Here is a 21,240-nt window from a genome sequence, read left to right as displayed (position 1 = left end):
CGGATCATCGCCAGTCTCTGAGCGGTTCGATCGCGGCCTCGATCCGCCGGTGCCCCGGCAGGTCGCCCAGGTGGACGGGGTCGCCTTCGGCGTCGGCGAGGGGGACGCGCCAGTTGGGGTACTCGTCGGTCGTGCCGGGCTGGTTCTGTGTGCGCCGCTCCCCCACGGCGTCGGCGAGCGAGATCCCGATCAGGCGGGCGGGCGTACGGGCCAGGAACCCGTGCAACGCCGCCACCACCTGCTGGTCATACTCGGCGGAGCCCTGGCCGAGCGCCTTCATGACCGTGGCGGGCGGCACCGGCAGCAGGCCCTCGGCGTGCAGCAGGTCGAGCCAGTCCGCGAGCAGGCGCCGGTGCTCGGCCTCCTCGGTCTCCAGCGGCCTGGTCAGCAGGCCGAGGCGGTCGCGCAGGTCGAGGTGGTCGCCGTGCAGGATGCCGGTGATCGGCGGCATGTCGTGCGTGCCGACCGTGGCGAGGGAGAGTTCGCGCCACCGGTCCGGGCCGAGGGGACGGCCGTCCCCGCCGCGTTCGAACCAGAGCAGCGAGGTGCCGAGGATGCCGCGCCGGGCGAGGTCCTCGCGCATGCCCGGCTCGACCGTGCCGAGATCCTCCCCGATGATCACGGCGCCGGTGCGGGCGGCCTCGTCGACGAGGCAGGCGAGCAGGGCGTTCCGGTCGTACGAGACGTACGTGCCCTCGGCCGGAGAGCGCCCTTCGGGCACCCACCAGAGCCGGGACACCTGCATGGCGTGGTCGAGCCTCAGCCCGCCGCCGTGCCTGAGCGCCGCCGCCAGCATCTCCCGGAACGGGGCGTAGCCGGCCTCCGCGAGCCGTTCGGGATGCCAGGGCGGCTGGCCCCAGTCCTGACCCCGCTGGTTGAACTCGTCCGGCGGCGCGCCGACGCTCATCCCGGGCGCGAACATCGGCCTGTACATCCACGCGTCCGCGCTGCCCTGGCTGACCCCCACCGCAAGATCATGGACGATCCCGATCGGCATCCCGGCTCCACGTGCCGCCTCCTGGGCACGCGCGAGCTGCTCGTCGAGCTGCCACTGCAGCCAGGTGTGGAAACCGACGCGGCCCGCGAGCCGTTCGGCGGCCATGCCCACGGCGGGACCGTCCGCGTCGCGCAACCCGGCGGGCCAGCGGCGCCAGTCGGTCCCGTGCTCCTCGGCGAGCGCGCACCACGTCGCGAACGCGGTCAGCGGCGTGCCCTCCCGTTCGCGGAACCGCTCGTACGCCTGCTGCCGGGCGCCGGAGCGGGGCAGCCCGTAGAGCAGTTCGAGGGCCTCCCGCTTGGCCGTCCAGACGGCGTCACGATCGATGATCTCGTCGCGTTCGCCCGCGGTCGCCGCCAGGCGGGCGACGCGTTCGCGTTCCAGGGCGGGCAGGGCGTCGTACTCGGCGACGTCCTCGACCCGCAGGTAGAGCGGGCTCGCGAAGCGGCGGCTCATCGGCGAGTAGGGCGACGGCCCGACCGGCGGCGCGGGCTCGGTCGCGTGCAGCGGGTTGACCAGAACGAACCCCGCGCCGAGCCGGCCGCTCCAGGAGGCGAGATCGGCCAGGTCGCGGAGGTCGCCCATCCCCCACGAGGCACCGGAACGCACGGAGTAGAGCTGCGCAGTGAAGCCCCAGGCACGCGGGCTCGGAGGCAGGCGCTCGGGAGCGGCCGGCGCGCCGGGGGCGGCCTGCGGGCCGGGGGCGGCCTGCGGGCCGGGGGCGGCCTGCGGGCCGGGGGCGGCTCGTTCCCGCGCGTGCAGGCGCGCCAGACCGTCCCGTACCGCCGCCGGGGTCGACGCGTCCACGCCCAGGGCGGCCAGCACGGCCACGAGGGTGTCGCGGGAGACCGCGGTCTCGTGGCCGCGCCAGTCGACGTAGTGAGTGGAGACGCTGTGCGCCTCGGCCAGGGAGTTCAGATCCTCGTCCACCACGCCGGGGAGCATTCCCCGATAAACGGGACGGACTCAGGCGTTCCAGAGGTCGGGTTTGCGGTCGATCCAGGGCCGGGCCTCTTCGAGCTGGGCCGCCAGCGAGATCAGCGTGCCCTCACCGCCGAGCCGCCCGGCGAGCATGACGCCGATGGGCAGGCTCTGGCCGTGCTCGCCGGGTTCGGTCCAGTGCAGCGGGACGTTGACGGCGGGCTGGCCGGAGATGTTGTACGCGGCGCAGAACGGGGTGAAGTGCTTCTGGCGTTCGAAGTTCTCGGCGGGCTCCTGATCGTGGAAGTACCCGACAGGGGCGGGCGGCTGGGCGAGCGTCGGGTGCAGGATCGCGTCGAACTCGTTCATGATCGGGAACGCGGCGCGCAGCGCGGCCTGGAGGTGGGCGTGCGCTCTGAACAGGTCGGGCGCGGACGTGGCGTTGCCGCGTTCGCGCAGCCAGCGGGTGAGCGGCTGGAGGAGGTGCTCGCTTTCCGGGGGGACGGGCGTGAGCGTCGCCATGACGCCCCACAGCAGCTCGAAGTGCGGCACGAGATCGGGCCCGAGCACCGGCGGGAGTTCGACGACCTCGTGCCCGAGCTCGACCAGCAGCGCCGTCGCCGCCTCGTACGCCGCGACGCAGTCCGGATGGACCAGGGCGCCCGGGACGGCCGGCTCCATGCTGCGAGCGATCTTGAGGCGGCCGGGCGGGCGGTCGGCGTACCCGAGGAACGTTCCCTCGACGCCCGGCGCCCGGTAGAGGTCGCCGGGCATGGAGACGGCCATGACGTCCAGGAGCGCGGCGGCGTCGCGCACCGTGCGGGCGATCGGCCCGTTCGTGGACAGCCCGAACAGGTCGGGGACGATCGGGCCGTGCGAGACGCGGCCGCGGGTCGGCTTGATCCCGAAGAGCCCGCACACGCTGCTGGGGATTCGGATGGAACCGCCGCCGTCGCTGCCCTGCGCGATCGGCGCCAGACCGGCGGCGACCGCCGCGGCCGCTCCGCCGCTGGAGCCGCCGGCCGATCGCGAGAGGTCCCAGGGAGTACGGGCCGGCGGCGCCACCGCATTTTCCGTATAACAGGGCAGACCGAATTCGGGCGTGGAGGTCTTGCCCAAAAGGACAGAGCCCGCTTGCCTGAGCAGTACCACAACATTGTCGTCCGCGAAACCGGTCAGCTCGGTGAAAACCTTCGATCCGAGCGAAACCCGCACGCCGTTCACCATGTTCAGGTCCTTGACCGGAATCGGCACCCCGTGGAAGGGCGGCAGCGCCGTGGGATCCGGCGTGTCCAGAACCTGCTTCTCAGCGCGGAGGGCCTGCTCCCGCGCGAGCTCGGCGGTCACCGTGACATAGGCGCCGACCTGGGGATTTACTCGCTCCATGCGTTCGAGATAGTGATCGACGATCTCGACCGGGGAAAGGTCCCGTACACGTACGGCCGAGGCAAGGGCTAGGGCGGTGAGGTCATGGGTATGCGTCACACCGCCGAACCGTAGACGCCGGACGCTCAAGCATCAAAGATGGCAACCGGCGACATGCCGAGCGAGAAAGGGGTAAAAACCAACGTACCCGGCCACGACACCCGTGAACCACCCAGGTGCGGCGACAAAAGTATTAACCCGACATGACTAGTCGCCATCCACCGGAATCATTACTCTGCGCACAGAGGATCATGCTTCCCGCGCGAAAGGAATACGGAGCGTAGCTCATGGCCATCATGGAGCGGGGCAACACCCAGCAGGCTCGTGGTCAGCCCCATGAGACACCACTGAAACGCGATGTCGGCCAGCAGGAGCAGACCTACGGCGACCTGCTCAACAACCCCCAGATCCGGCGCTGGATCGAGCGCGGCGTCGTCGCGCTGGTCGTCGGCGTGCTCTTCGCACTCGTCTTCGACCTCCGGATCGGGATCACGGCCGCGGCGGTCGCGGTCATCGTCGACGTCGTCCGCAGGGCTCGCCGGAGCTCCAGCGTCACGGCCTGGCAGAAGTCGTCCGCCGCCGAGCGGCGCACGGAGCGTCAGCTCAAGACCCTGCAGAAGAACGGCTACTTCGTCCTGCACGCGCGCGCCGTCCCGCTGGACGACGAGGGCGTCAGCGACGGCCGGATCGATCACCTGGTGATCGGCCCGAGCGGCGTCTACGCCATCGACTCGGAGAAGTGGGACAAGCGCCTTCCGGTGCGGACCCTCTCGCACCGCAAGCTCTTCCACGGGCCCTTCAACAAGAAGGACCGGCTGGACGAGGCGCGGTGGGAGGCCGAGCAGGCGGCCAAGGCCCTCGAAGAGCGCGTCGGCTTCGAGGTGCCGGTCCAGGCCTCCGTGGCGATCTACGGCCCGTCCATCCCGTGGAAGGTCATGCGGGTCCGGGACGTGGACGTCTACGCGGGCAACCGGGCCAGGGGCTATCTGCGCCGGCGGCCCAAGATCCTGACCGAGACGGACGTGCAGCGGATCTTCAAGGCCGCCGAGAAGGCACTGCCCCCGAAATATCCACAGGAGGCCTGACGGCCGACGCCGCCACGGCTCAACGACGAGCCCCCAGCGATCGGAAACCCTCGCGGGTACCGGAGCCGGAGGGGCACCTCGCACGGCGAGGTGCCCGCTCCACCTTCCCCGGTGACCGCACCTCACAAACGCCGGCAGGGCGCGGCTCCCGCCCCCGGCGTTTCCCGTAGCACAGCGCTTTTCCCGTAGTACAGGCGCTTTCGCTCCCGCCTCCCCCCCCCCGCCCAGGTTCGCTGTCGGCTCGCGGCCTGCGGCCCTGGCGTCATCCGTTCCTCCCGGTTGGTAAGCTCGAACGAGTCGACGCCGACCCCCCAGGACCTCTGCCGGGCCGGCTGGCAGCGCCGCGATCCGCCGCTGCGACTCCATCGAAAGCCCTGATCAGCGCATACGATCTTGGGTACGGCTCGTAGATGTTGGGAGAGGTCCCTATGCCCCCGCTGAGGTCACGTACGGTCACCCACGGCAGGAACATGGCGGGCGCGCGCGCCCTCCTGCGTGCCACCGGTGTAGCGCGGGAGGACTTCGGCAAGCCGATCGTGGCCGTCGCCAACAGCTTCACCCAGTTCGTTCCCGGGCACGTCCACCTGCGCGAGGTCGGCGACGTGGTCGCCGGCGCGGTCCGCGAGGCGGGCGGCATCCCCCGGGAGTTCAACACGATCGCCGTCGACGACGGCATCGCCATGGGGCACGGCGGCATGCTCTACTCGCTGCCGTCGCGGGAGCTGATCGCCGACGCGGTCGAGTACATGGTCAACGCCCACTGCGCCGACGCGATGATCTGCGTGTCCAACTGCGACAAGATCACCCCCGGCATGCTCCTGGCGGCGCTGCGCCTGAACATCCCGACGGTCTTCGTGTCCGGCGGGCCGATGGAGGCCGGCAAGCCGGTCGCCGGCGTCCAGAACGGCAACAAGCTCGACCTGGTCGACCCCATGATCGCCGCCGCCGACGAGTCGGTCTCCGACGAGACCCTCGCCGAGATGGAGGAGAACGCCTGCCCGACCTGCGGCTCGTGCTCGGGGATGTTCACCGCCAACTCGATGAACTGCCTGACCGAGGCCATCGGCCTGTCCCTGCCGGGCAACGGCACGATCCTGGCGACCCACACCGCCCGCAAGGCGCTCTACCAGGACGCCGGGCGGACCATCGTCGAGATCGCCAACCGCTACTACGAGCAGGACGACGAGAGCGTCCTGCCGCTCAACATCGCGACCAAGGACGCGTTCGAGAACGCCATGGTGCTCGACATCGCGATGGGCGGCTCGACCAACACGATCCTGCACCTGCTGGCCGCCGCCGTCGAAGGCGGCGTCGACTTCGGCCTCAAGGAGATCGACGAGCTCTCCCGGCGAGTGCCCTGCGTCTGCAAGCTGGCGCCCGCGACCGCCAAGTACCACGTCGAGGACTGCCACCGCGCCGGCGGCATCCCCGCCCTCCTCGCCGAGCTCGACCGGGGCGGTCTCCTGCACCGCCAGGTCACCTCGATCCACTCGTCCTCGCTCCCCGAGTACCTGGCGGCCTGGGACGTGCGTTCCCCGACCGCCAAGCCCGAGGCGGTGGAGCTCTGGCACGCGGCGCCCGGCGGCGTGCGCAGCACCTCCGCGTTCAGCCAGAGCGCCCGCTGGGACGAGCTGGACCTCGACCGCGAGAACGGCTGCATCCGCGACGTCGAGCACGCCTACACCACCGACGGCGGCCTGGCCGTCCTCTACGGCAACATCGCCCCCGAGGGCGCCATCGTGAAGACCGCCGGCGTCGAAGAGGAGCTGTGGACGTTCGAGGGCCCCGCCGTGGTCTTCGAGAGCCAGGACGACGCGGTCGAGGGCATCCTCGGCGGCAAGGTCAAGGAGGGCGACGTCGTCGTCATCCGCTACGAGGGCCCCAAGGGCGGCCCGGGCATGCAGGAGATGCTCTACCCGACGAGCTTCCTGAAGGGCCGCGGCCTCGGCAAGGCCTGCGCCCTGATCACCGACGGCCGTTTCTCCGGCGGGACGTCCGGCCTGTCCATCGGCCACGCCTCCCCTGAGGCCGCCGCGGGCGGCGTGATCGCCCTGGTCGAGAACGGCGACCGGATCGTCATCGACATCCCGCGCCGCGTCCTCGAACTCGACGTGCCCGAGGACACCCTCGCCGCCCGCCGCGAGAAGCTCCTGGCCAACGGCGGCTACAAGCCCCAGAACCGACAGCGTCCCGTCTCGGCCGCCCTCCAGGCGTACGCCGCGATGGCCACCTCCGCCTCCACCGGCGCCGCCCGGGACGTTAGTCAGTTGCACAAGTAACCGGACCGTGCGCTCTGTTTATGGCTTTCACGGCCTCGGGGTCCTCGCCTGGCGGCTCGGACCCCGAACCGCAAAAGCGTGCGAGCGCGACATCGCTTCGCGATCTTCGCGGGGAACATCGCCTTCGGCTCGTTCCCCGCTCAGCGCCGCGCGCTCGCGTGCGGGCTGAGGCTGTTGCGGGGTGGCGACGGCCGAGGGTTGCGAGATGGCGCCGGGTGAGGTCAGCTGCAGCAGCCGCCTCCACAGCAGCCACCGCCGCCACCGCCCGAGCTGGGGCGTGGCGCGGGCGCGGGTGCGCCGGCCTTGCTGGAGCCGGTGACGGCGACCGTGGAGAGCAGCTTGACTGTGTCGTCGTGGCCTTCCGGGCACGACGCCGGGTCGGAGGCCTGGATCATCGGGCGGGACACCTCGAAGGTCGCCCCGCACGCGCGGCAGCGATAGTCATAACGTGGCACGACGCCAGGATACGGTCTTCGTGCTGGCGCTAGGCGGCTGGTTCTGTGACGTATGCGGCCCACTGGGGGTCGCCGTCGTGGATCACGCCGATCAGGCGCCAGTGGGCGCCTCTCGGGACACCGGGGGTGACGCTGAGCGTCCAGCCGAGCTCCTCCAGCAGGCGGTCGGCCTTGCGGTGGTTGCAGGACATGCATGAGGCGACGCAGTTCTCCCAGACGTGCTTGCCGCCGCGGCTGCGCGGATGGACGTGGTCGATCGTCTCGGCGCGGCGGCCGCAGTAGGCGCAGCGGAAGTTGTCGCGCCGCATGAGGGCGGCCCGGGTCAGGGGAACGCGGGTGCGGTACGGGATGCGGACATAGCGGCGGAGCCGGATGACGGAGGGGACCTCGATCGACATCGTCGCCGAATGGAGGACCGCGCCCGAGGTGTCGTGATGGACGACGTCGGCCTTCTCCCGGAGCACGAGGCAGACCGCCCGCCGCAGCGGAAGCGTGGTGAGTGGTTCGTACGTCGCGTTCAGGAGGAGAACCTGCCGCATCAGACGCCCTCCACTGGGGCGTGCTTCCCTTTGGCCTCGGCGGACGCGCTCGAGCGCGCCTCGCACCGAGGCCCGATTATTGTCTCCGGCACCTGCGCACCCGCCATGAGGACCTCCCCAGGGGCGAACCGAACCCGAAATCAGTGTGGCGCCTGAGAAGGCCGTCCGCCACCCCAATAATCCCCCATAGCGCATGAGATCGAACGCAGAAGACTCCCGCCACCACAGAAAGTGATGGCGGGAGTCCCATGTGAGCGCCTAGACGCGGCCGCAGGAGCACTGTGCGTCACTCGGCTCCGGCGGCAGACCCCGTCCCGGGCGCGGGAGCCGGAGCCTGCGCGTCGGCCCCCGGCCCGCCGGCCGCCGACGGCCCGGACTTCGGGGCACCCGGCTTCGGAACGCCTGGCTTCGGGGCCGCCTTAGGAGCCGCCTTCGGTGCGGCGGGCTTCGATGCGGCGGGCTTCGAGGTGCCAGCCTTCGGGGCCCCAGGCTTCGGGGCCCCAGGCTTCGGGGCGCTGGGCTTCGGAGCACCGGGTTGCGCGGCGCCAAGGTTCGGAGCGGCTGGCTTCGGAGCGGCTGGCTTCGGGGCGCCTGGGTTCGGGGCGGCGGGCTTTGGGCCGCCCGGGTTCGGTGGCGCTGCGGCTGGTGGAGCGGCGGCCGGTGGGACGGCCGGTTGCTCGTCCTCTACCGCCGGGGCCTGGTCAGCGGCCGAGACCTGTTGCCAGGTCACGCGGCCGTTGATCTGAACGGTTCCCGACGCGTTCGGCGGCAGGTCGGCCACCAGGGTGCCCTGCCGCTTCTGACCGGCCTTCAGCGTGCCGTACCGGCACCGGACCGAGGCCGCCTCGACGGCGCAGGGCTTGTTGACCGACGCGACCTTCAGCTTCGGCGTGAGCCGGTGGGTGAGCACCACCTTGTCGACGTTCTCGCCGCCCGTGTTGCGGATGGTCCAGCGCCAGGTGACCTTGTCGCCCGCCTCGGCGACCGTGGGCGCCGAGTAGCTGAACACGACCTTCCCGGCGGGCGCGTACCGCGTTCCCGCGTCGGCGGGCAAGGCGGTGACCAGCAGCGGCAGGCTCACCGCCGCGGCACTCACCGAACCACGGCGCGCTCTGATGACGTTCTTCATCTTCAACCCCCGTCTGGACGAAGTCTGTGATCACCACCTCTACCGAAGATGACCAGCGTGTTCATCTCGCCACACGTGACAATCGAAGACCCCGCTCGCGCGACCCCCGATATCTGATAGGCATACCTCCCATCCCACTTAAAACATCCGGAAAGAGCTTCCAGTGCGACGTTTCTCCGCTCTCACGATCGCCGGCCTGGTCGCCGCCTCCCTCACCGCCTGCGGCGGCTCGGACTCGGCGGGCTCGAATTCGAGCTCACCCAGCGCGGGCACGTCCGCCCCTGCCGCGTCGGCCGTCCCGAACGCCCTCACCCTCCCCACGGTCGCCGGGCTCCTGCACGAGCAGCTCACCGCCAAGAAGTCGGTCAGGATGAACCTCTCCACCGCGGACGGCGGGCAGGGGACCGTGGCCGTCAGCATCGCGAGCGGCACGCCCGAGCTCGACATCACCATGACCTCGGAGGGCGAGACCGTCCGGATGATCAAGACCAAGGACGCCGTCTTCATGGAGGAGAAGGACCCCAAGCAGCAGGTGGCCCCCGGCAAGACCTGGACACGTTTCGCCGCCGACTCCAAGAACCCGCTCGCCAAGCTCATGCTCGTGCTGGTCGGCAGCATGAGCAGCATCGCCGACACCGCGCAGCAGAAGTCGCTGATGGTCGCGGGCGGCACGCTGTCCGCCCCGGTCGCGGAGCAGGTGGGCGGCGTGGCCGCACAGCGCTACACGGTCAGCATCGACATGACCAAAGCGCTCGACACGATCGACCTGCGCAAGTACCTCTCCACGAACACGAAACTGCTGCAGGACCTGAGCAAGGACCTCGGCGTCAAGAACGACCCGGACGTGGACAGACTGGCCAACCTGAGCGACGCCGATCTGGCCAAGCTGAAGGGCAACATGCTCAAGGCCGTCGCGGGCAAGCCCCTCACGTACGAGATCTGGGCCGACGCCCAGAACGTACCGGTGAAGTACAGCATGGAGTTCCCCACCAAGACGCGCGACAAGGCCACCATCACTCTGTCCGACTGGGGCACCGCCACCGTCACGGCCCCGCCGCCCGCGCAGGTCGCCGACATGCCCGACCTCCCCTCGGCCAACTGACGAGCCGCCCGCCCGTTCGCCCGGCGCGGGTATCGGGCGGGCCGTAACGGCAGGCGGGCCGTTACAGTGCCAGCCATGAGCCGACCGCAGTACCCGTCCGCCCAGCGCCAGGACATCGTCGACGACCTCTTCGGCCATCGGGTGCCCGATCCGTACCGGTGGCTGGAGAACCGGCAGGACGAGGCCACCGAGAAGTGGCTGACGGAGCAGGACGACCTGTTCCGCCGTACGGTCGGCGGCTTCCCGGGGCGGGACGGGCTGCGCCGCAGGCTCGGCGAGCTCCTGGCGGCGGGCAGCGTCGGCTCGCCGGTGTGGCGGGGGGAACGGCGGTTCTTCACCCGTCGCACGGCCGACCAGGAGCACCCGGTGCTCTACACGGTGGACACCGGCGGCACCGAACGCGCCCTGCTCGACCCGATGGAGCTCGACCCGGCGGGCACGACCACGCTGGACGGGTGGCAGCCCGACAAGGAGGGCCGGCGGCTGGCCTACCGGGTATCGCACGGCGGCGACGAGGAGTCGCTGCTGTACGTGATGGACGTGGCCACCGGCGACCTGGTGGAGGGCCCGATCGACCGGAGCCGTTACTCGTCGACCGCGTGGCTGCCCGGCGGCGAGGCGTACTACTACGTGCGGCGCCTGCCCGCGGGCCGGGTCCCCGAGGGCGAGGACCAGTACCACCGGCGGGTCTACCTGCACCGCGTCGGCACCGACCCGGACACCGACGACGTGCTGGTCTTCGGCGAGGGCAGGGACAAGACCAACTACTACGGCGTCTCGGTGAGCCGGGACGGCCGCTGGCTCACGATCAGCTCCTCCCAGGGCACCGCGCCCCGCAACGACCTGTGGATCGCGGACCTGTCGGCCTCGTCGCCCGAACGTCCCGCGCTGCGTGCGGTCCAGGAGGGGGTCGACGCCGAGACCGGGCTGTACGTCGGGCGCGACGGCCGCGCGTACGTCTTCACCGACCGCGACGCGCCCCGTTCCCGGCTCTGCGTCACCGATCCCGCCGACCCGTCGTTCGAGAACTGGCGTGACCTCCTCCCGCAGGACCCGGAGGCGGTGCTCAGCGACTACGCGATCCTCGACGACCTGGACAGGCCCGTCCTTCTCGCGGGCTGGACCCGTCACGCGATCAGCGAGATCACCGTGCACGACCTGGCCACGGGCGAGCGGATCGGCGAGGTGCCCATGCCCGGGCTCGGCTCGGCCGGCGGCATCATCGAACGGCCCGAGGGCGGCCATGAGGCGTGGTTCGGCTACACCGACAACGTGACGCCGTCGTCCGTCATGCGCTACGACGCGCGTACCGGCGAGGTGACGCTGTGGGCGTCCGCGCCCGGCACGGTCAGCGTTCCCGAGATCGAGGCGCGGCAGCTCACGTACGAGTCGTACGACGGCACCGAGGTCCGCATGCTCGTCCTCGCGCTGCCCGGCGCGTCCGGCCCCCGCCCGACGATCCTGTACGGGTACGGCGGCTTCAACGTTCCTCTCACCCCCGGCTACTCCGCGGGCATCCTCGCGTGGGTGGAGTCCGGAGGCGTGTACGCGATCGCGAACCTGCGCGGCGGCTCGGAGGAGGGCGAGGAGTGGCATCGCGCGGGCATGCGCGACAAGAAGCAGAACGTCTTCGACGACTTCCACGCCGCCGCGGAGAAGCTGCGCGCCGACGGCTGGGCGAGCAGGCTCGCGATCTCCGGCGGTTCCAACGGCGGCCTGCTGGTCGGCGCGGCCCTGACCCAGCGCCCCGACCTCTACGACGCCGTGGTGTGCTCGGCACCGCTGCTGGACATGGTCCGGTACGAGAAGTTCGGGCTCGGCGAGACCTGGAACGACGAGTACGGCACGGCGTCGGATCCCGCCGAGCTCGAATGGCTCCTGGCCTACTCCCCGTACCACCACGTCCGGGAGGGCGTCGCCTATCCCGCCACGCTCTTCACGATCTTCGACAGCGACACCCGCGTCGACCCGATGCACGCCCGCAAGATGTGCGCGGCGCTCCAGCACGCCACGGCCGCGGACGCGCCGATCCTGCTGCGCAACGAGGCGGAGGTCGGCCACGACGCCCGCTCGGTCAGCCGCTCGATCGGCCTGATGGTGGACACGCTGTCGTTCATGGCGGCCCGGACCGGGCTCGTGCCGTCGGTCACATCGGAGCCCTGACCATGGCCGGAGTCAATTGACCCGTGGTCGAATAGAGATGTGACTCCAGTGCTGAGCCCCAGCGTCCAGGATCGTGTCCGCGCCCTCCTGGAGTCGCCGCCCGGCGAGCCGCACGACGGCTACCTCGACGTGCTCGGCCCCACCGCCGAGCCCACCCCGACCGTCGCCCAGCGGGTCATGCAGTCGACGTTCCTGCCCCAGATCTACGAACGGATCTGGCGGCCGGTCGGCTTCAACCTCGCCAAGGGCTGGCCCGTGGGACCCGACACCGCCGCCGAGCACGCCCTCGCCCGTTCGTGGCTCGGCCTCGCCCAGCCCGGCGACGTGCGCAAACCGGCCGCCACCGTGCTCGACGTCGCGTGCGGCCCGGGCAACGTCACCCGTGCGCTCGCCGCCGGCGTGGGCGAGAACGGCCTGGTCGTCGGGCTCGACGCGGCCCACGGCATGCTCGCCCGCGCCGCCGCCGACAGCTCCGGCGATGTCGGCTACGTCCGCGGCAACGCCGTCGCGCTCCCCTTCCGCTCCGACTCGTTCGACGCGGTCTGCTGCTTCGGCGCCCTCTATCTCTTCGACGACCCCTGGGCCGCCGTCGACAGCATGGCGCGCGTGCTCAAACCGGGCGGGCGCCTCATCATCCTCACCACCCGCCGTCCGGGCCTGCCCGTCAGCCGCCTCGGCAGCGAACTCGTCGGCAGCCTGTCCGGCGTCCGCATGTTCGGTGACCGCGAGGTGACCCGCGCTCTCACCGACCGCGGCTTCGCCGACCTCAGGCAACGCCGCTACCCCCTCATGCAGGTGGTAGCCGGCCGCCTGCACCCCTAACCCGCACGCATAACCCGCTAACGCCGGTGCCGGTGCCGCGCTCGTCATACGGCAGCCGGGGAAGCGGTTCGGGGCCCTTGCCTGACGGCTCGGACCCCGAACCCTGAGAACCCGTGAACGCGGTCGCGGCGGAGCTCTGCCGGGGCACCGCGGCTCGTGGGCCGTCGCCTCAGCGGAGCTTCTTCTCCAGGTAGATGTTGACGATGCCGCCGATCAGCTCGCGGCGGGTCTCCTTCCAGCCGAAGTTGCGGTAGAGCTTGAGTGCCGGCTCCTGGAGCTCGGTGGTGTCGGCCCGGAGCACGCGGTAGCCGAACTCGGCGGCGCGTTGCTCCAGGGCGAGGACGACCGCCGCACCGAAACCACGGCGTTGCACGCCTGGCCGGACACGGAGGCGGACCATCTCGACCGCGTCGAGCTTGGGCGCGCCAGGGGCGTACCCGCCGAACGCGCGTGCGCTGCCGCCGGGGACGAGGTCGGCGCGACGGAGGCCGCCCATGGCGACGAGCTCGCCGTCGAGCTCGCCGACGATGAACTCTCCGTCGTTGCGCAGATAGATGTCCTCCATTCGGAAGAAGTCGTGGTCGTAGTAGACGCCGTCGCCGGGGCGCAGGCCCACCTGGGCCAGCCCCTCTCGATGGAGTTCGAGGACGGTGGCGTGGTCGGTGGCGCGGTACCGACGGATGCGCAGGTCACCGAAGGTCCATACGGGCGGCTCCTGCTGGAGCCGGACCAGACCCGCGCGGGCGCTGTCCACTCCCCCAGTGGTGAAATCGGGACGGCTTCGCCGGGGGTCGCCGTCCTGCGGTGCCATGGCGCCGCTCAGACCTGCTCGGAGGGGGGAACGGCAGGCGATTCCTTGGTCGGGCTCCGCACCGACGGGGCGGCGAGCGACTCGTAGAAGTCGCTGAGCGCCGCGATCTCTCCGTGCTTGGCGTTGACGGCCGCACCCAGCTGGCGTGCCCGGTGGACAAGGATGTCGGAACGGTGCTCGCTGGGCAGCTCCAGGATGGCGTCCCGGCCCGCGTTGAGCGCGGCCTCGGGATGGCCGGCGTGCAGCTTGCAGGACGCCCGGTCGAGCCGTACGAGGGTCATGTCGACCCAGTCGGTGGCCGAGTAGAGGGTGAGGGCGTGGCTCAGCACCTGGTCACCGTGCTGGTGGTCGCCGAGATTAGTGAAGGTGTCACCCTCGTAGAACGCCATCTGCCGGTCGGTGAACCCGAACGCCAGATCGCTGGTCTGCGTCTTTGAGAGCTGGTCGAAGACGGAACGGCCGCGCACGAGAGCGCGCCGGGCGCTGGGAGCGGCGTCACTGCGGCCGCGCAGGGCCAGCTGGCCGAGCGCGCGCGCCTCGACCGCGGGTGCCATCGCCGCCGCCACACCGGGCGTGCGCCCGGCGAGATCCTGTGCCTTGCGCGCCAGGTGGAGCGCCTCCCGGGGGTCGCCGTAATACATGGGCACCAGGGCTTCGCGCACCGTCACCCACGCCCGCAGCTGCCGGTCGCCGGTCTCGTCGGCGGCGGTTCGCGCGGTGCGGAAGAACGAGCGGGCCAGCCGGTGGTCACCCAGATTGATCATGATGAGGCCCGACAGGCCGGACAGCTGCGCGGCGATACGGCAGAGCCGTTCCTGGAGCTCGACGGGCTGCCGCTTGTCGCACATGCGCCGTACCTCGCTGAAATCCAGCAGGACGTCGCACAACATCCGCAGTGACGGGGTGGCCTGGTATTGCTGGCCGTACCCGAGGGTCGTCTCCTCCCACTGATCGAGCATGGTCGGCGACACCGTGGCGCTCACCAGGGTGTCGTCCATCTTGCGACGAAGGTTGTCCACCGCCCCAAGGAACTGACCGTCGAGCGCCACGCCCGCTCCGGCCAGCAGTTGCAGAAGGGTCCTACGAAGCACGATGTCCTCCTCTCCTACATCGACGGAGATGGGGGCTTCGGCGCGGTCCCGCCCCCGCATTTCGTTGACTGACATCCATTGGCGGTCGTCCGGCCTGGGCACGACGACCGATCCCACGAGCGTGGCGGGCTCCTCCGCGACCCGCCGGTCGGCGGTCATCCGGTCCGCGGGCCGCGCGGGCCCCGCCTCACCCGGCCGCACCACCGCACGCCCGTTCGCGCCGGCGGCGTCCCCCGGACGGGTCGCGTGCCCGCGACCGCAGATGCAGGGGCTCTGGAAGCCGAGCTCGTCGGGTTCGACGCGGTACACGGAGCACAGGTAGTGCAGGTACTCGGGACCGGGGCGCTTGTAGCCGCTCTCGTACGCCGACAGAAGCGTCTCCCCGAGCCGGGGACACGGCTTGCCGTCGACCTCGTACAGCGCCCGGACCTGAGCGACGATGTCGGACAGGGCGACACCGTGGGACAGGCGGTGTGCCTTGACCCGGCTGGTGCCGAACAGCGGCCCGCACTGATCGTGGATCTCGGCCGCGATCTCCACGGCGCAGTGCCCTCGAGCCAGACCATGCGCGCGTATTCTGCGAGCTATGTCGGTTTCTTTCCGAGGGGGGTCCGACATCGGTTCCGGCCTCCTCACCGCTGAGCCCGGAAGCCGGTCCTTGAAGGGGACGGGACCCGCGTCCGGCCACGGCGACCGGTGCTAGATGGACACGACAGATAATCTCTCGCGCACGCAGCGTAACTCTGCCGACCGGGCAGGCCAAGCCATTGTCATCGAATCCGAGGTAGCCCGAGGGCAGCTTTCGACCCCAGGTAGAGATTCTTCCACTGGGTGGGGGTGAACCTCCTCCTGAGGTGGGACAATCCGGTACTTCGGCGGACGGCGCCCCCCTTGACCCGCCACCGTGAGAGTTGCGATTCTCGCCGCGAGTAACGAAGTGCATTCAGAGAGTTGGATCACACGAGAACGTCCGAGCGATCCTCGCGGCACGATCGACGGAGGGGGTGCGCAGGTGGTCAGCGACAGACGCGTCGGCTACCTCGAGGAGCTGGAGCAGGAACTGGACACGCGCGGTCTGGTGGCCCGCGTGGTCAGGACCCGCTCGGGACCGGCCTTCCTGCGGGTGGTCAACCCGGAGGCCGCGAGCCTGGCCGAGGACGTCACGTGCGCCCCCGCCCCGGAGTCTCACGATCACTACTACTGGTGGTCATGGGGAGAGCGCATGCACCGGGTGGACGACCCGGAGGGCGCCGCGCTCAAGCTGGCGCACGTCCTGCAGGCGCACCGCCGGGAGACACGCGCCCTCGAACATCACGGCCTCGACCATCGCACCGTCGAGCACCGCGGCGCCGACGCCCGCGTCCGAGGCGCACAGGGCCGCGAGGCCCGCGCGCCCGTGGCCGCGTGGGAGTGGCCACCGGGCCGCCACTGAGCCGGGCGTGTCCCGTGGGGTCACGGCCGGAACGGCGCGGCAGCCGAGCCCCACGGGACACGTTCGTTTCCAAATGTACGCAGAGAAGCGTCCGGCCGAGGCATTCTCGCCGAGCACACCCAAGATCCGCGGCCACCACCCACACCCGCCGCCATCCCCGCTTGCCACCATCGCGCCTGCCACCACCCGCCCTAGCCACCACCCGCCCTTACCGCCACCCGCCCTAGCCACCACCCGCCCTAGCCACCACCCGCGCTTGCCACCATCCGCGCTTGCCGCCACCCGTGGCCGCCGCCACCCGTGCTTACCACCACCCGCGCTTACCACCACCCGCGCTTCCACCGTGCTTACCGCCACCCGCCCTTGCCACCACCCGCCCTTGCCACCACCCGCGCTTGCCACCACCGTGCTTACCGCCACCCGCGCTTGCCACCATCCGCGCTTGCCGCCACCCGTGGCCGCCGCCACCCGCCCTTGCCGCCACCCGCCCTAGCCATCACTCGCCCTAGCCGCCACCCGTGCTTGCCGCCACCCGTGGCCGCCACCCGTGGCCGACACCGGCGGCCGACACCATCCAACGCCGACACCGTCCATCGCCGCCGCAATTCGCAGCGGCCATACGCCACCCTGAAGTCCGCCGTCACAGGTGAAGCCCGCCGCGGTTCTGGGATCCCATGCCCGTGCTCAGGGCCACGGCAGCAGATCAGTCCCTCCCCGGCCGGGTCCCGCCGGCCCGCCCGGCGCCGTACGAACCGTTCGACACCGTCCCCTACGATCGGCTCGTACGACCGCCGCAGGTCCACGGCGACATGGCGGAGACATCCACAAGCCGGCCGGGGAGGGTCTGCCACATGCCACTCGCTCAGACGGCTCTCGCCGTGGGTTCAGCGCTGCCCTGGCAGCAGGACGGCACGCCCGAGAAGGCGTGCGGCACGCCCGATCCGAGCGTCTCGTGCCGCCTGGTGTGGAACGTCTCCCATAGCGAGAGGTTCACGAGCTTCTTCAAGACGTGGCTCGATACACCGCTCAACACGTTCTTCTGGATCGTCGTGACGCTGGTGATCGCGCTGGTGCTGCGCAGCATGGCGCACCGGACGATTACCAAGATCACGCTGCGCATGGCCGAGGGCACCATGTCGGAGAGGATCCGCGAGCGGACGCGGACGTCCTTCGAGGGCAGCCCGGCGCTGCTCAACCAGCGCCGCGCCCAGCGCGCCAGGACGCTCGGGTCGGTGCTGCGCTCGATCGCGTCCATCCTGATCATGGGCACCGCGGCGTTCAGCGTGCTGGGCGAGCTCGGTCTCAACCTGGCCCCCATCCTGGCCAGCGCCAGCGTGATCGGCGTGGCCGTGGGTTTCGGTGCCCAGAGCATCGTCAGGGACTTCCTGGCCGGGCTGTTCATGCTGCTGGAGGACCAGTACGGGGTCGGCGACTTCATCGACGTCGGCACCGCCAAGGGCACCGTCGAGGCCGTCACCCTGCGCGTGACCCGCATGCGCGACGTCGACGGCATCGTCTGGTACGTGCCGAACGGCGAGATCAAGAAGGTCGGCAACGAGTCCCAGAACTGGGGCCGCGCCGTGCTCGACATCCCGGTGGACATCCACGAGGACACCGAGCGGGTCAAGGGGATCCTCCAGACGACCGCGGAGGAGATGGCCGCGGACGCCGACTGGAAGGAGCTGGTCCTCGAAGAGCCGGCCGTCTGGGGCGTCCAGTCCCTCGCCGGCGACGCGGTGATCGTCCGGGTCGTGATCAAGACGGCGCCGGGCAAGCAGGCCAGCGTGGCTCGTGAGCTGCGCGAACGGGTCAAGAAGGCGTTCGACGAGGCCGGCGTCTCCGTGGCCACCCCGGGCGCGAGCGCCTGAACCCGGGTCACCACTTGATCAAGGTGATCCGTCGCACACCGGGGGCGGGGTCCTCTCGCATAGGGTGGGGAACGCCATGACACAACAGGTGACCTTCTACGAAGCGGTCGGCGGCGAGGAGACCTTCCGGCGCCTGGTCCACCGCTTCTACCAGGGCGTCGCTGACGACCCCCTGCTGCGCCCCCTCTACCCGGAAGAAGACCTCGGGCCCGCCGAAGAGCGGCTGCGGCTCTTCCTCATCCAGTACTGGGGCGGCCCCAGCACCTACAGCGAACAGCGCGGGCATCCCAGGCTCCGCATGCGTCACGTCCCGTTCGTCATCGGCGAGGCCGAGCGCGACGCGTGGCTGCGGCACATGCGCGAGGCCGTGGACGAGCTGGAGCTTCCCGAGCAGCTCGACACGATGCTCTGGAACTACTTCACCATGGCCGCGCAGAGCATGGTGAACGCGCCCAGCTGACCGGGCGGACCGGCGATCATGACGCGGCGTTCTTCCGCGGTCCGCTGACCTGCGTACCCAACTGTGGTGAACGGGACGCGCCGCTGCCCGCCGGCGTCTCGGCATGGCCGCCGAAGGTCACCCGGATGCTCAGCCCGCCGCCCGGGTTGGCCCGTGCGATCACCTCGCCGCCGTGCGCGCGGGCGATCGAGTCGACGATCGACAGCCCGAGGCCGGTGCCCTCGCCGCGCGCGTGGCGGCGCGGGTGCAGGCGGCGGAACGGTTCGACGAGGTGGGGGACGACGTCGGCGGGCACCTCCGGACCGGTGTTCCTGACCTGGAGCCCCGTGGCGTCCAGGCGCACGAGGACCCGCCCGCCGCGGACGTTGTAGCGCAGCGCGTTCTCGAGGAGATTGCGCACCAGATGCCGGAAGAGGGTCGGATCTCCCTCCAGCCGCACGGGCTCGATGTGCGATTCGACCGTGATGTCGCGATCGTGGGCCTCGGTGGCGTGCTCGGCGACGACCCCCTCCACCGTTTCCGTCGCGTCGATCGGCTCCGGCCGGTCCAGCCCCTGGTCACCGGCCGACAGGAGCAGCAGCCCTTCGATGAGCCGCTCGCTGCGGTCGGCCACGTTCAGCAGCCGGGTACGGACGCGCGCGACCTGCACCGGATCGGGATCGGCGAGGCCGATCTCCAGCGCGGCGCGCTGGACGGCCAGCGGGGTCCGCAGTTCGTGGGCGGCGTTGGCGACGAACCGCCGCTGCGCCGAGACCAGGCCTTCCAGCCGGTCGAGCATGGCATCGAAGGTGTCGGCGAGGTCCTTGAGCTCGCCCGGCGGGGCGGCGAGGGCGATGCGTTCGCCGAGGTTCTCGCCCGAGAGCTGCCGGGCGGTGGCGGTGATCGTGTGTACGGGGCGCAGCACGCGACCGGCCATCCACCACGCGAGGAACACCGACACGACGGCGAAGATCGCGAGCGCGATCAGCGAGACGATCAGCAGTTGCTCGTAGGTGGTGTCCTCGGCGGCGGTGGCGGCGCGGGTGACCGAGATGGTGTCCGCGTGCTGCGCGAACTCGCCGGGCCGGGCCGACGCCGCGGTCTGCGCCGGCCGGGCCGGGGTCGCGGGCGCCCATTCGGCGGGCCGCGGCACCGCCGTCATGATCGCAGTGGGCAGCCGATCGGCCAGTGACCTGCGCATCAGGAAGTAGACCGACGCGACCAGGCCGCCGCCCGCGACGAGCAGCAGGCCGCCGTACAGGGCCGTGAGCCGGGCCCTGGCGGTGATTCTCATGAACCCGGCCGCATACGGTAGCCGGAGCCGGACACGGTCTCGACGACGGGCGGAAGCCCGAGCTTGCCCCGCAGCTTGCTGACCGTTACCCGGACGGCGTTGGAGTTGTAGCTGATGTGCTCCTCCCAGACCTCCTCGATCAGCTCGTCGGTGCCGACCACGGCCCCGTCCGCCCGCATCAGCGTCTCCAGGACCGCGAACTCCTTGCGCGAGAGGTCGAGGCGACGGCCGTCGCGGTACGCCTGGCGGCGCGGGATGTCGAGGACGACCCCGGCGCGTTCCAGGACCGGCGGCAGCGCGGGGCGGGCCCGGCGCCCGAGGGCCAGCACGCGGGCGACGAGTTCCTCGTAGGAGAACGGCTTGGGCAGGTAGTCGTCGGCTCCCAGCCCGAGCCCCTCGACGCGGTCCCGGACGGTCCCGGAGGCGGTCAGCATCAGGATTCGCGTCAGCCGCCCGCTGCGCACGACATGCCGGCAGACGTCGTCGCCGTGCACCTCCGGCAGGTCCCGGTCCAGGACGAGCACGTCGTAGTCCATCTCCTCGAACCGGCGCAGCGCCGCCGCGCCGTCACCGGCGACGTCCGCCGCGATCGCCCGGGCCCGGAGTCCGTCGGCGATCAGCTCCGCCAGATAGTCCTCGTCCTCCACCACCAGCACGCGCATGCCCTCAGGTCTACCTGACCGGCCATTTCGAAAAGATAAGCGCTCCGTGCGGCCCCCGGTTAAGGAAAGGAAACACCGGGTCCGGCCAGTCTCTGGGACATCGCCGGGCCGTGGGCGGCCCGGCCCCGACCTGGAGGACGTCCCATGATCACTAGTCGCCATCGGTTGCGGGCGCTCACCGCCGCCTCCGGCCTGGCCGCCCTCGCCTTCCTCGGCGCCGCCTGCGGCGGGGACTCGGGCGGCGACGGCAAGGCCGGCGCGTCCGGGAACGGTTCCGGTTCCGGCTCCGGCGCCGCGAGCACCGGCAGGGGCGGGAGCGGCGGGGCGCCCTCGATGGACCAGCAACTCAAGCTCGCCAGGTGCATGCGCGGGCAGGGAGTGAACATGCCCGACCCCAAGCCGGGCCAGGAATCCCAGGCGCTCTCCATCGACGGTCAGGGCGCGAGTCCCCAGAAGATCGAGAAGGCCATGAAGACCTGCCGGAACGTCGCGGGGATTCCGGAGCCGAAGCCGATCTCGCAGGAGGAGAAGGACAAGATGCTCAAGTTCGCCAGGTGCATGCGCGAGCACGGCATCGACATGCCCGACCCGAAGTTCGGTAGTGGCTCGGCCTCGTCGGAGGCCGTGGGGATTCCCGGCGGCGGAATCGCCAAGGAGAAGTTCGAGAAGGCCAACAAGGCCTGCGGCGCCGCGTTCGGATGATCATCCACCACGCGGACGCGAGGA

Annotated in this window: 18 protein-coding genes; 9 read left to right on the top strand and 9 right to left on the bottom strand. The window is 71.0% G+C overall.

Annotated elements, in window-relative coordinates; genetic code table 11:
• Positions 1–4: 4 nt before the first annotated feature.
• Both malQ and ABD333_RS18280 read right to left on the bottom strand, forming a co-directional pair.
• Positions 5–1,930, bottom strand: coding sequence for a 4-alpha-glucanotransferase (gene malQ / locus ABD333_RS18285; RefSeq protein WP_344542384.1), 1,926 nt, complete (start codon positions 1,928–1,930; stop codon positions 5–7).
• Positions 1,931–1,963: 33 nt separating this feature from the next.
• Positions 1,964–3,403, bottom strand: coding sequence for an amidase (locus ABD333_RS18280; protein ID WP_344542382.1), 1,440 nt, complete (start codon positions 3,401–3,403; stop codon positions 1,964–1,966).
• Between the two features lie 227 nt (positions 3,404–3,630).
• Here ABD333_RS18280 and ABD333_RS18275 point away from each other — a divergent pair, with 227 nt between their 5' ends.
• A complete protein-coding gene (locus ABD333_RS18275) occupies positions 3,631–4,428 on the top strand; it encodes a nuclease-related domain-containing protein (RefSeq protein WP_344542380.1) in 798 nt (265 codons plus the stop codon).
• A gap of 428 nt (positions 4,429–4,856) precedes the next feature.
• Complete coding sequence (gene ilvD, locus ABD333_RS18270) at positions 4,857–6,707, top strand: dihydroxy-acid dehydratase (RefSeq protein ID WP_344542379.1); 1,851 nt, start codon at positions 4,857–4,859, stop codon at positions 6,705–6,707.
• A gap of 221 nt (positions 6,708–6,928) precedes the next feature.
• Here the strand turns inward: ilvD and ABD333_RS18265 are convergent, their stop codons facing one another.
• The 3 genes from ABD333_RS18265 to ABD333_RS18255 all read right to left on the bottom strand — a co-directional run bounded on the left by ABD333_RS18265 (position 6,929) and on the right by ABD333_RS18255 (position 8,830).
• Complete coding sequence (locus tag ABD333_RS18265; protein ID WP_344542378.1) at positions 6,929–7,162, bottom strand: FmdB family zinc ribbon protein; 234 nt, start codon at positions 7,160–7,162, stop codon at positions 6,929–6,931.
• A 29-nt stretch (positions 7,163–7,191) separates the two neighbouring features.
• Positions 7,192–7,701, bottom strand: a complete 510-nt coding sequence (locus ABD333_RS18260; protein WP_344542377.1) for an HNH endonuclease — start codon at positions 7,699–7,701, stop codon at positions 7,192–7,194.
• A 286-nt stretch (positions 7,702–7,987) separates the two neighbouring features.
• Positions 7,988–8,830 carry a hypothetical protein gene (locus ABD333_RS18255; protein ID WP_344542375.1) on the bottom strand — a complete coding sequence of 281 codons (843 nt, stop codon included), beginning with the start codon at positions 8,828–8,830 and terminating at the stop codon, positions 7,988–7,990.
• Positions 8,831–8,993: 163 nt separating this feature from the next.
• Here ABD333_RS18255 and ABD333_RS18250 point away from each other — a divergent pair, with 163 nt between their 5' ends.
• From ABD333_RS18250 to ABD333_RS18240, 3 genes are all read left to right on the top strand, one after another.
• A complete protein-coding gene (locus tag ABD333_RS18250; protein WP_344542373.1) occupies positions 8,994–9,932 on the top strand; it encodes a hypothetical protein in 939 nt (312 codons plus the stop codon).
• Positions 9,933–10,007: 75 nt separating this feature from the next.
• Positions 10,008–12,095, top strand: coding sequence for a prolyl oligopeptidase family serine peptidase (locus ABD333_RS18245; RefSeq protein WP_344542371.1), 2,088 nt, complete (start codon positions 10,008–10,010; stop codon positions 12,093–12,095).
• A 39-nt stretch (positions 12,096–12,134) separates the two neighbouring features.
• The gene (locus tag ABD333_RS18240) at positions 12,135–12,917 is read left to right on the top strand and encodes a class I SAM-dependent methyltransferase (protein ID WP_344542369.1); all 783 of its coding nucleotides are present in this window, start codon (positions 12,135–12,137) and stop codon (positions 12,915–12,917) included.
• A 169-nt stretch (positions 12,918–13,086) separates the two neighbouring features.
• On the opposite strand, the gene ABD333_RS18235 is transcribed toward ABD333_RS18240, so the two are convergent.
• A complete protein-coding gene (locus ABD333_RS18235) occupies positions 13,087–13,728 on the bottom strand; it encodes a GNAT family N-acetyltransferase (RefSeq protein ID WP_344542367.1) in 642 nt (213 codons plus the stop codon).
• An 8-nt stretch (positions 13,729–13,736) separates the two neighbouring features.
• On the bottom strand, positions 13,737–15,359 hold the full coding sequence (locus ABD333_RS18230) for an NsdA family TPR-like regulatory protein (RefSeq protein ID WP_344542365.1): 1,623 nt from the start codon (positions 15,357–15,359) through the stop codon (positions 13,737–13,739).
• Between the two features lie 472 nt (positions 15,360–15,831).
• Here ABD333_RS18230 and ABD333_RS18225 point away from each other — a divergent pair, with 472 nt between their 5' ends.
• The 3 genes from ABD333_RS18225 (at position 15,832) to ABD333_RS18215 (ending at position 18,579) form a co-directional block, all read left to right on the top strand.
• Complete coding sequence (locus tag ABD333_RS18225; RefSeq protein ID WP_344542363.1) at positions 15,832–16,251, top strand: hypothetical protein; 420 nt, start codon at positions 15,832–15,834, stop codon at positions 16,249–16,251.
• Between the two features lie 851 nt (positions 16,252–17,102).
• Positions 17,103–18,119, top strand: coding sequence for a mechanosensitive ion channel family protein (locus ABD333_RS18220; protein WP_344542361.1), 1,017 nt, complete (start codon positions 17,103–17,105; stop codon positions 18,117–18,119).
• 76 nt (positions 18,120–18,195) lie between these two features.
• A complete protein-coding gene (locus ABD333_RS18215; RefSeq protein ID WP_344542359.1) occupies positions 18,196–18,579 on the top strand; it encodes a globin in 384 nt (127 codons plus the stop codon).
• A gap of 16 nt (positions 18,580–18,595) precedes the next feature.
• On the opposite strand, the gene ABD333_RS18210 is transcribed toward ABD333_RS18215, so the two are convergent.
• Together ABD333_RS18210 and ABD333_RS18205 are read right to left on the bottom strand one after the other, a co-directional pair.
• A complete protein-coding gene (locus ABD333_RS18210) occupies positions 18,596–19,852 on the bottom strand; it encodes a sensor histidine kinase (RefSeq protein WP_344542357.1) in 1,257 nt (418 codons plus the stop codon).
• Positions 19,849–20,514: a response regulator transcription factor gene (locus ABD333_RS18205; RefSeq protein ID WP_344542355.1), complete on the bottom strand. Its 666-nt coding sequence runs from the start codon at positions 20,512–20,514 to the stop codon at positions 19,849–19,851. Before ABD333_RS18205 ends, ABD333_RS18210 begins: the two co-directional genes overlap by 4 nt.
• A gap of 144 nt (positions 20,515–20,658) precedes the next feature.
• Between ABD333_RS18205 and ABD333_RS18200 the strand changes: the two genes are divergently transcribed.
• Positions 20,659–21,216 carry a hypothetical protein gene (locus ABD333_RS18200; protein WP_344542353.1) on the top strand — a complete coding sequence of 186 codons (558 nt, stop codon included), beginning with the start codon at positions 20,659–20,661 and terminating at the stop codon, positions 21,214–21,216.
• Positions 21,217–21,240 lie beyond the last annotated feature (24 nt).

This window comes from Actinomadura fulvescens (assembly GCF_039533225.1).
GTDB lineage: Bacteria > Actinomycetota > Actinomycetes > Streptosporangiales > Streptosporangiaceae > Spirillospora > Spirillospora fulvescens.
Note: the sequence above shows the minus strand (reverse complement) of the source record. Positions and strands in the feature narration are given on the sequence as shown.

Excerpts from the sequence above, each read along its gene's own strand:
- ABD333_RS18245 (WP_344542371.1), top strand. The coding sequence starts at position 10,008 with ATGAGCCGACCGCAGTACCCGTCCGCCCAGCGCCAGGACATCGTCGAC.
- ABD333_RS18215 (WP_344542359.1), top strand. The coding sequence starts at position 18,196 with ATGACACAACAGGTGACCTTCTACGAAGCGGTCGGCGGCGAGGAGACC.
- ABD333_RS18205 (WP_344542355.1), bottom strand. The coding sequence starts at position 20,514 with ATGCGCGTGCTGGTGGTGGAGGACGAGGACTATCTGGCGGAGCTGATC.
- ABD333_RS18220 (WP_344542361.1), top strand. The coding sequence starts at position 17,103 with ATGCCACTCGCTCAGACGGCTCTCGCCGTGGGTTCAGCGCTGCCCTGG.
- ABD333_RS18260 (WP_344542377.1), bottom strand. The coding sequence starts at position 7,701 with ATGCGGCAGGTTCTCCTCCTGAACGCGACGTACGAACCACTCACCACG.
- ABD333_RS18235 (WP_344542367.1), bottom strand. The coding sequence starts at position 13,728 with ATGGCACCGCAGGACGGCGACCCCCGGCGAAGCCGTCCCGATTTCACC.
- ABD333_RS18210 (WP_344542357.1), bottom strand. The coding sequence starts at position 19,852 with ATGAGAATCACCGCCAGGGCCCGGCTCACGGCCCTGTACGGCGGCCTG.
- ABD333_RS18200 (WP_344542353.1), top strand. The coding sequence starts at position 20,659 with ATGATCACTAGTCGCCATCGGTTGCGGGCGCTCACCGCCGCCTCCGGC.
- ABD333_RS18275 (WP_344542380.1), top strand. The coding sequence starts at position 3,631 with ATGGCCATCATGGAGCGGGGCAACACCCAGCAGGCTCGTGGTCAGCCC.
- ABD333_RS18255 (WP_344542375.1), bottom strand. The coding sequence starts at position 8,830 with ATGAAGAACGTCATCAGAGCGCGCCGTGGTTCGGTGAGTGCCGCGGCG.
- ilvD (WP_344542379.1), top strand. The coding sequence starts at position 4,857 with ATGCCCCCGCTGAGGTCACGTACGGTCACCCACGGCAGGAACATGGCG.